This window comes from Verticiella alkaliphila (assembly GCF_018904615.1).
GTDB lineage: Bacteria > Pseudomonadota > Gammaproteobacteria > Burkholderiales > Burkholderiaceae_B > Verticiella > Verticiella alkaliphila.
Map to the genome: position 1 here is coordinate 1 of NZ_JADCNH010000068.1, position 9137 is coordinate 9137.

At 64.8% G+C, this 9137-nt stretch carries 7 protein-coding genes and 2 pseudogenes; all 9 read left to right on the forward strand.

Annotated elements, in window-relative coordinates; translation table 11 throughout:
- Window positions 1-162: pseudogene (locus tag IMZ29_RS21625) on the forward strand (replication initiator protein A); the annotation flags it as partial.
- 253 nt (window positions 163-415) lie between these two features.
- Complete coding sequence (parA, locus tag IMZ29_RS21630; protein WP_023121639.1) at window positions 416-1054, forward strand: ParA family partition ATPase; 639 nt, start codon at window positions 416-418, stop codon at window positions 1052-1054.
- A complete protein-coding gene (locus IMZ29_RS21635) occupies window positions 1051-1335 on the forward strand; it encodes a hypothetical protein (RefSeq protein ID WP_023121638.1) in 285 nt (94 codons plus the stop codon). The genes parA and IMZ29_RS21635 overlap by 4 nt, the downstream gene beginning before the upstream one ends.
- Entirely contained in the window at window positions 1332-1889 is a 558-nt protein-coding gene (locus tag IMZ29_RS21640) for a DUF2840 domain-containing protein (protein WP_023121637.1), read from the forward strand. Before IMZ29_RS21635 ends, IMZ29_RS21640 begins: the two co-directional genes overlap by 4 nt.
- The gene (locus IMZ29_RS21645) at window positions 1886-2485 is read left to right on the forward strand and encodes a S26 family signal peptidase (RefSeq protein ID WP_033457388.1); all 600 of its coding nucleotides are present in this window, start codon (window positions 1886-1888) and stop codon (window positions 2483-2485) included. Before IMZ29_RS21640 ends, IMZ29_RS21645 begins: the two co-directional genes overlap by 4 nt.
- A 448-nt stretch (window positions 2486-2933) precedes the next feature.
- A pseudogene (locus tag IMZ29_RS21650) lies at window positions 2934-4915 on the forward strand (relaxase/mobilization nuclease domain-containing protein).
- Between the two features lie 1461 nt (window positions 4916-6376).
- The gene (locus IMZ29_RS21655) at window positions 6377-7855 is read left to right on the forward strand and encodes a SulP family inorganic anion transporter (RefSeq protein WP_023121633.1); all 1479 of its coding nucleotides are present in this window, start codon (window positions 6377-6379) and stop codon (window positions 7853-7855) included.
- A gap of 15 nt (window positions 7856-7870) precedes the next feature.
- Complete coding sequence (locus IMZ29_RS21660; protein WP_023121632.1) at window positions 7871-8734, forward strand: universal stress protein; 864 nt, start codon at window positions 7871-7873, stop codon at window positions 8732-8734.
- 252 nt (window positions 8735-8986) lie between these two features.
- Window positions 8987-9137 (forward strand): LysR family transcriptional regulator (locus IMZ29_RS21665; RefSeq protein WP_216188220.1); only part of this gene is annotated, 151 nt, incomplete at its 3' end.

The window sequence follows — 9137 nt, forward strand, 5'->3', positions numbered from 1 at the left end:
AAATCCGGCAGCACCGCCAAGCCTTACGACTTCGCCTGCGATCTGCGCGCGCTCGTTGCGCGTCAGTCGCTGCCCGGCTACGTCCTGAGCATCGAGCGGATGCCCGACAACGGCATGGAGCTGCTGACCTTCCGGCCCGTGCCGCAGACGGCACGGGGATAACTCCGGGAGAGCCTGTGGATGGTGTCGTGCTATCAGGCGTGCGGGGTATCGTGCTATCAGGCGTGGGACTATCGTGCTATCAGGCGTGCCGATGGGCTGCAAACCCGCGCCAGCACTGGGTTTGCGCGCCCTCTAACTTCCCTAACTTAATTTCTCTAACTTTTAGTAGGGAAACGCCGCTGCGGTGGATAACCGCCACGCGGCCATCAACGCAGCAGCAACAGCCGGGCTTTCCAACATGGAGGGCCAAGCCATGATCGTCGCGCTACTCAACCAGAAAGGCGGCGTGGGCAAGACCACGCTCGCCACCCACATCGCTGGCGAACTGGCAATGCGCGGCCAGCACGTCGTGCTGCTGGACGCCGACCCGCAGGGTTCATCACTGGACTGGACGCAACGCAGAAGCCAGCAAGGCTTGCCACGGCTGTTCAGCGCCGTGGGCCTCGCACGCGAGACGCTGCATCAGGAAGCGCCAGAGCTGGCACGCCGCGCCGATCACGTCGTCATCGACGGCCCGCCGCGCATCGCCGCCTTGGCGCGCTCCGCGCTGCTGGCGGCCGAGCGCGTGCTGATCCCGGTGCAACCCAGCCCCTACGACTTGTGGGCCAGCGCCGAGATGGTGGCGCTGATCCGCGAGGCGCAAGTCTTTCGGCCTGCGCTGCGCGCGGCCTTCGTCATCAACCGGCGTGTCAGTACCACCGTGATCGGGCGCGAAGCACGCCAGGCGCTCGCCGACCAGCCGCTTCCTGCGCTGCGCGCGGAAGTGCATCAGCGCATCGTGTTCGCCGACAGCGTGGCCGCTGGCCGGCTTGCACGCGAGACGGCACCGGACAGCGCCGCCGCCCGTGAAATCACCGTCCTGGTGGACGAACTGCTGCGGTGGACGACATGACAGCGAAGCCACCACCGAACGGCAAGCGCGCAGCAAAGCGCGTCGGCATAGGCGCGCGTCCGCCCGCGAATCCGCACGCTGAAGCGTGGATTCGGCAAGGCGACGCCGATGCGCTGGGCAAGGGCGACCTCTACACCGCCCGCCTCACGCTCGACATCACGCCCGCCATGCGGGCGCGCATCAAGGTATCGGCCTTCACGCAAGGCGTGACCGTGGCCGACCTGCTGCGCGGCCTGCTGGAGCGGGAGTTTTCCGAGAACCGCAGGGAGAACACACCATGACCGCATCCACTGCACCTGCTGCCGCGCCTGCCGCTGGCGCGGCCACGGCTGCGCCACAGCCATCATTCAGCGCGCCTTCCGGCCAGCCCGCCAGCGCGCCGCTGACGCGCGTGGCGCTGGCCTACATCGAGGCCCGTTTCAAGCTCTACCTGCGCTTCGGCGAACCCGCGCGCACGCACCAGCTCGACCGCTGGCGGCGTAGCGCGGTGTTCCTGCCGGGTGCGGTGTTCTGCCGCGTGCGCTGGCAGTCCAACGATTTCGGCACCGTGCGCTGGCAGCTCATGGTGATGCAGGCTTGCACGCCGCTGGACGGCGCGCAGCGCATCCCCGGCGTGCAGCCGGGCGCGCGCCTGCTGCTGCACGCCGAGGGCGACGGGCAAGTGCGCGCCGTGCTGGAGCGCATCGACGCCATCGAGGCGCTGGGCATCGCAGCCATCGCCGTCTCGCCCGCGTACTGGCGCACGCTCGCCAACCGGCTTGCTGCGCGCCTGCCGCTGCCCGAATACACCACCGAGCGGCACGCCGCCTGGCTGACCGGGAGGGCGCTGCCATGACCGCCGTTTCCACTGGCGGCACTGCGCCGCGTCCTCGCTCGCACACCCGCTCACGCTTGCGCGCTCGCATCGTGCTCGCGGGCCTCGCCGCCTGCGGCCTCGCTGCGCTGGCCTGGGCGTCCTTCGTTCATCCGCTGCCGCGCCTGATCTACAACCCGTCCGACAGCGTGGCGGTCGGCTGGTATCGCATCGACCCGTTCGACCCACGCACCGCCTCGCTGCCACGTCCCTTGTCCGTGGACAGCATCGTGCTGGTGCCGCTGCCGACCACGGCCGCCGCACTCGCTGCGCAGCGCGGCTATCTGCCGGTGCGCGTGCCGCTGCTCAAACGTGTAGGCGCAGTCGCGCCGCAGCACGTTTGCGTTTTCGATGCGCTGGTGTGGATCGACGGCGTGCCGGTGGCTGCCGTTCGGCCCGCCGACCGGCTGGGCCGCCCGCTGCCATCCTGGCCGCAGTGCCGGCAGCTTCGGCCTGGCGAACTGTTCCTTCTCAGTGTGACCAATCCGGCGTCGTTCGACAGCCGGTATTTCGGGCCGGTCAGCGCATCTGCCGTGATCGGCGTCGCGCGCCCGATCTGGCTGGAGGCCCACCCATGATGGCCGCCGACTCACTGCACGTTGCCGTGCATCTTGTCGTGCCATCGGGCGTGCCGATCCCGTGGCTTTCCTCATGTCGTCGCGCGTGCCGTGCGAGCGCCGATCCTACGTATCGGGCGCCGCACTTCGCGCTGCCTTCCCATGTGCAGGCGTCTTGCCTCGAATGCGCCCGGCCTTTGGCCGTCGCTGCGTTCGCCGGCGCGCTGGCTGCTCGCGCAGCAACGCCGCCGGGCCGCCGCTGCCCGGAGCGTCAGCGAGGGGCAAAGGCGGAAGGCAAGACAAAAGTACGCGGCACCGGGCCGCGTCGAAAGCCAGTCTGCACGTGGGGTTGGCACGGCACGGAGCGGCTTCGCCGCCGTGCCGCGTGTGGTGCGAGGCCCACGCCAAGACAGGGCGGCCCGCGTGCTTCGCACGCCGGGGCACGCCCCAGCTTTCATGGAACGCAGCCATGAGCGACCGCCGCGATGACGATTTCCGCGTGCGCCCCAGCGCCCCGAAGAACCGGGGCAAGGGACAGGGGCAGAGCTTCGTTTCCAAGGTGCTCAAGCAGACCGGCAAGGCCAGCGGCGGGAAGTCCTCGGTGCGCCGTCCTGGCGCGACGGGTGGCACCGGCCAGCGGCCCGGCTCGCGCCTGGGGCGCGGCCATACGGCGGCGCGCTTCGCGGACGCGAAGCTGACGCCCATGTCCCGGCGCGTGACCATCAAGACGCTGCTGGTGAATCACCAGCGGGCCAGCCCGCAGTCGCTCGCCAAGCACCTGCGCTACATCGAGCGCGACGGTGTGGGACGCGACGGTGAACCGGGTCAAGCCTACGGAGCGCAGACAGACGTGGCCGACCTCGACGCCTTCAAGGAACGCTGCGCCGACGACCGGCACCATTTCCGCTTCATCCTCTCGCCCGAGGATGGCGCGGAGCTGGAAGACCTGCGCACCTACACGAGGCACCTCATGGGCCGCATGGAGGCCGACCTGGGCACGGGCCTCGATTGGGTGGCCGTGAACCACTGGAACACCGACAACCCGCACACGCACATCGTCGTGCGCGGGCGCGACGACACCGGCAAAGACCTCATCATCGCGGGCGACTACATCGCCGACGGCTTCCGCCACCGCGCCGCCGAACTGGCGACCGAGTGGCTGGGGCCGCGCACTGAGCTGGAGATCCAGCAGACCTTGCAGCGCGAGGTGGAGCAAGAGCGGTGGACGAGTCTGGATCGCACCTTGAAGCGCGAGGCCGGCGACGATGGCCTGGTGCATGTCGAACGGCTCAACGAACCTCGCTTGCAGCGCCAACGCCTGTTGCTGATCGGCCGCCTGCAACGCTTGCAGCGCCTGGGCCTGGCCGACGAGACGCAGCCCGGCTCCTGGGCCATCCATGCCGATGCCGAGAAGACCTTGCGCGCCTTGGGCGAGCGCGGCGACATTATCCGCACCATGCAGCGGGCCATGAGCGGCCAGCCGCGCGAGCTGGCGGTGTTCGAGCCGGGCGAGGATGGCCGCACCATGTCGGCCGCGTGGCCGCGAAGGGGCTGGCCGACGAACTGCACGACCGGGGCTATCTGGTCATCGACGGCGTGGACGGCAAGGCCCACTACGTCGCGCTCAACGCCCGCGACGAGTTGGCGAACTATCCGACCGGGGCCGTGGTGGAGGTGAAGGGATCGGCCGACGTGCGCGCGGCCGACAGGAACATTGCCGCGCTGGCGAGCGATGGCCTGTACCGCACCGACCACCACCTGGCCGTGACACAGGGCCAGGCCGTCCCCGGACGCGATCCGCAGGAAGTTGTGGCGGCCCATGTCCGCAGGCTGGAAGCCCTACGCCGGGCGGGCATCGTGGAGCGCGTAGCCGAGGGGCTATGGAAGGTGCCGGGCGACCTGCCCGAGCAGGGCCGCCGCTACGACGCGCAGCGCCTGGGCGGCGTGGCCGTGGAGCTGAAATCGCACCTGCCCATCGAGCGGCAGGCGCGCGTGATCGGGGCCACCTGGCTTGACCAACAGTTGATCGGCGGCGGCACTGGCCTGGGCGACCTGGGGTTTGGCGGCGAGGCCAAGCAGGCGATGCAGCAGCGCGCCGACTTCCTCGCCGAACAAGGGCTGGCCGAGCGGCGCGGGCAGCGCGTGATCCTGGCGCGCAACCTGCTGGGCACGCTGCGCAACCGGGAACTGGCACAGGCCGCGAAGGCCATTGCTGCTGATACCGGCCTGGAGCATCGCCCGGTCGCCGACGGGCAGCGCGTGGCCGGAATCTACCGGCGCTCCGTCATGCTCGCCAGCGGGCGCTACGCGATGCTCGATGACGGCATGGGATTCAGTCTGGTGCCGTGGAAGCCGGTGATCGAACAACGCTTGGGGCAGCAGCTTGCCGCCACGGTGCGCGGCGGTAGGGTGTCGTGGGAGATTGGGCGGCAGCGAGGATTCGGGCGATAACCAACCCCCAATTTCAGCTCTGCTACAGGACAGTTAAGGTTCAATGCGTACCTCTTGCCATCCCCAGCAGACCGGAATCACCATTGTCAGAATCAGTGCCATGCCACGTGCGTGTTTTGGCAAGGCTTCATTGAGGCGACTTGGGCCCATGCCATGTAGCAGTGCTGGCAGCAGTGCGTCACCTGCACGCCAATGCACCCATAGTTGGCCCAACATCTGCAAAACGACGGCCAGCACCAAGACGGAGGCCAGTCCTTGGTGCCACGTGCGGGAGAACATGGCGGAAAAGGCCATTCCTAGCGCAAGCAATAGCACCAGTGCTCTGATGGCTAATCCTTGATGACCTGGGCCGAGCATTCTTAATGACCAAGGCGCCAGGGAACTGTGCCAATTCCAGCTTGCGCCCAACTGCGCTCGCACGGCTGCACCGCGCGGCCCGAACAGTGGCCATAGCACATGAAACAGGGCAAGCCAAGGCAACGCTACATCCAGGCTACGGTGAAACGTCTGCCACCGAAGCATGTCCACCGTCAGCCATGAGCCGAACGCCCCTACCAGAAGTAGCAACGGAGCGAGTCTTGTTTGTGCGTCCCAAAGATAGACGGTATGAAAAGGCCATTCGGCAGGCGAGTCGGCGGGTTGTACGGAATCTGTCTGGCAACGCATGTCGGCCCATGTCGGTTCTATGTTGGTCGGTCTTCACACCGACTCCGTACATGACAGATCGGCGAGGGCCTGCGGAATCGCAGGATCTGATGGTTAGATGCCCTTTAGGCTGTTCCATCCATCTTCTCGTAGCTCGACATCCTCGCTAGATCGACATCTGCGAGGAAGTCACACTTTCATGTTGCCGACAATGAGCTACGAGGTTCACGCCCTCAAGACAGGGGGTGAGGCGTACTCGGCTATTCGTGGTCAACCTGGCGACTGCCGACAAGCACACGATGTGCGCTCAGGGCGGAGTCACAGGGAAGAAGTAGCCGCAAGGAAGTGGCCGACCAACCAAGGCAGGCTGATGCTTCCAAGACATACGACCGCAATGGGACATGACCCATTCTAGTGCTGGCATTGAACATGAGTCGCAGAACTCGGACATCGCCGAGCGGTCGCTAAGAAAGAGACCTTAGAAGCTACCAAGCGTCTGGGCAATCATCGGGAACGGCAGCAACCTAGCAAGAGACGCGCTGCCGGGACTTGCTGCGGTGCGCAAAAGCAGTTACAATCCCCGCACTACCCATCAGCACACAGCCACCTATTTGGAGCTCTTACCAGTGTAACTATCAGTCTCGCAGCGAGCCGCTTTTCTAATTTCAAACTTCGCTCGCACGAGGCTGTACGTTCGACTGGCTGTGTTTTGCCAGCCCTTACTTTTTGGGCTGTTCTCTATTCCGGGTTCGGAAAGAGGCATTCGCGCCTAGATCCGTTCCAGCCTGCGGCCGAGCCTGCCCCCGGAATAGATCAATGATGAAATCCCTGCGCCAGGACTGGTTCTCCAACGTCCGGCACGACCTATTGGCTGGCGTCGTCGTAGCGCTCGCCCTCATCCCCGAAGCCATCGCCTTCTCGATCATCGCAGGCGTCGATCCCAAGGTCGGCCTGTATGCCTCATTCTGCATCGCCGCAGTGACTGCTTTCACAGGCGGCCGACCGGGCATGATTTCGGGGGCCACCGGCGCGATGGCGCTGCTGATGGTCACGCTGGTCAAAGAACACGGACTGCAATACCTGCTGGCCGCCACGGTGCTGACGGGTGTACTTCAGATCATCGCTGGCTGGCTAAAGCTCGGCGCGTTGATGCGCTTCGTCTCGCGCTCGGTCATCACCGGCTTCGTCAACGCGCTGGCGATCCTGATCTTCATGGCCCAGTTGCCCGAGCTGACGAACGTGACCTGGCACGTCTATGCCATGACGGCGGCGGGCCTGGCCATCATCTATCTCTTCCCCCGTATCACCAAGGCCGTGCCGTCCCCCCTGGTGGCCATCGTGGTGCTGACCGCCGTGGCGATCGTCCTTGGCCTCGACATCCGCACCGTGGGTGACATGGGCCAGTTGCCCGACAGCCTGCCGGTGTTCCTACTGCCCGATGTGCCGTTGAATCTGGAGACGCTCAAGATCATCTTCCCGGTGTCGGCCACCTTGGCCGTGGTGGGCCTGTTGGAATCCATGATGACGGCTTCCATCGTCGATGACCTGACCGACACGAACAGCAACAAAAACCGTGAATGCGTAGGCCAAGGCGTGGCGAACATTGCCAGCGGTTTTCTCGGCGGCATGGCGGGTTGCGCCATGATCGGCCAGTCGGTCATCAACGTGAAGTCGGGTGGCCGGGGCCGGCTGTCCACGCTTGCAGCCGGTGTATTCCTGCTGCTGATGGTGGTGTTCATCGGAGATTGGGTGGCGCGCATTCCAATGGCTGCACTGGTTGCAGTGATGATCATGGTGGCCATCGGTACCTTTAGCTGGACATCGTTTCGCAACCTGCGCGCGCACCCCAAGAGTTCCAGCGTGGTGATGCTCGCGACTGTCGCCATGACGGTAGGTACCCATGACCTAGCCAAGGGCGTGCTGGTTGGTGTGCTGCTCTCGGGCTTTTTCTTCGCCCACAAGGTCGGCCGGATCTTCCATGCGTCCTCCCTCACGGAGGACGAAGGCCGCATACGCACCTACACCATCACCGGCCAGGTGTTCTTCGCATCGGCCGAACGCTTCGTCAATGCCTTCGACTACAAGGAAGTCATCGACAAAGTACGCATCGACGTCAGCCGCACCCACTTCTGGGACATCACCGCGGTGAGCGCCTTGGACAAGGTGGTCATCAAGTTCCGGCGCGAAGGCACGGAAGTGGAAGTGATCGGCCTGAACGAGGCCAGCACCACGATGGTGGACAAGTTCGGCGTCCACGACAAGGACGGCGCTGCCGACATGCTCGCGGGCCACTAACAAGGAGAACGGATCATGAAAAACGAGAATAAGGTGCTGGCTTGCGTCGATCAATCACGATACGCGGTTCATGTGGCCCACTGCGCGGCCTGGGCGGCCCACCGCATGGATGCACCGCTGGAGTTCCTACACGTGATCGACAGCCATCCCGAGCGGGGACCGGGCGACGACCACAGCGGTGCCATCGGCGTCGACGCTCAGGAAAGCCTGTTGGCACAACTGTCAGCCGAGGACGAAGCACGCGCCAAGAGCGCGAGAGAGCAAGGCCGGCTGTTCCTGAACCAACTGCGCGAACGCGCATTGGCGGCGGGTGCGGCGCGCGTCGATGTGCGGCAGCGTCACGGCGCACTGGAAGACACAGTGGTGGAACAGGCGCAAGGCGTGCGTCTGTTAGTGCTGGGCCGACGAGGTGCAGGGGCCGAAGTGGCGCGACGTGAGCTGGGCCATCATGTCGAGCATCTGGTTCGCGCTCTGAATCGCCCCATCCTGACCGTGACCGAAGACTTCAAGGCGCCCCAACGGGTGATGATCGCCTTCGATGGCGGCACCGTCACACGGCGCGGCGTTGAAATGGTGGCGGGCAGCCCGCTGTTTCGCGGATTGCCCATCCTATTGCTGATGTCCGGCAAGCAAAGCAGAGACGCACCCAAATCGCTTGATTGGGCCAGGGACACCCTGAAAGCAGCAGGCTTCGAGGTGACGGTTTCACTGGTTCCCGGAGATGCCGAAACAGTGATTGCAACGGCAGTGAAAGAACAGTCCATTGACATGCTCATCATGGGCGCATTTGGTCATTCACCACTGCGCGGCCTGCTATTTGGAAGCAAGACGACGGACTTATTGCGCTCGTCACGCATTCCAACGCTCTTACTGCGGTAGCAAGAGGCGATCGCCACAAGGCAGTCGTCTGTTTTGGAACGAGGCCCCATTGCCGCCTGATGGGGTAGTCAATCTGCATCGTGAGGGCCTAAAGATAAGTTGGTCGGCAACACGAACATTTGAGTTTTTCAGTTACGACAACTCGGTCTGATTACACGCTCTGCTAGCGCGTTGACAGTTTCAGAGCGACAAGGCTGTAGATATGCATGCGCGTGGAGAAGGCGGCACACGCCTATATATAGGGAAGTTCTCATGGAGTTGCGCCATCTACGCTATTTCTGGGCCGTAGCCGAAGAACTCCACTTCGGCCGCGCCGCGGAGAAGCTGCACATCGAGCAATCACCGTTGTCGCGTGCTATCAAAGAGTTGGAAGAAGAACTGGGCGTTGTGCTGTTTGCTCGAA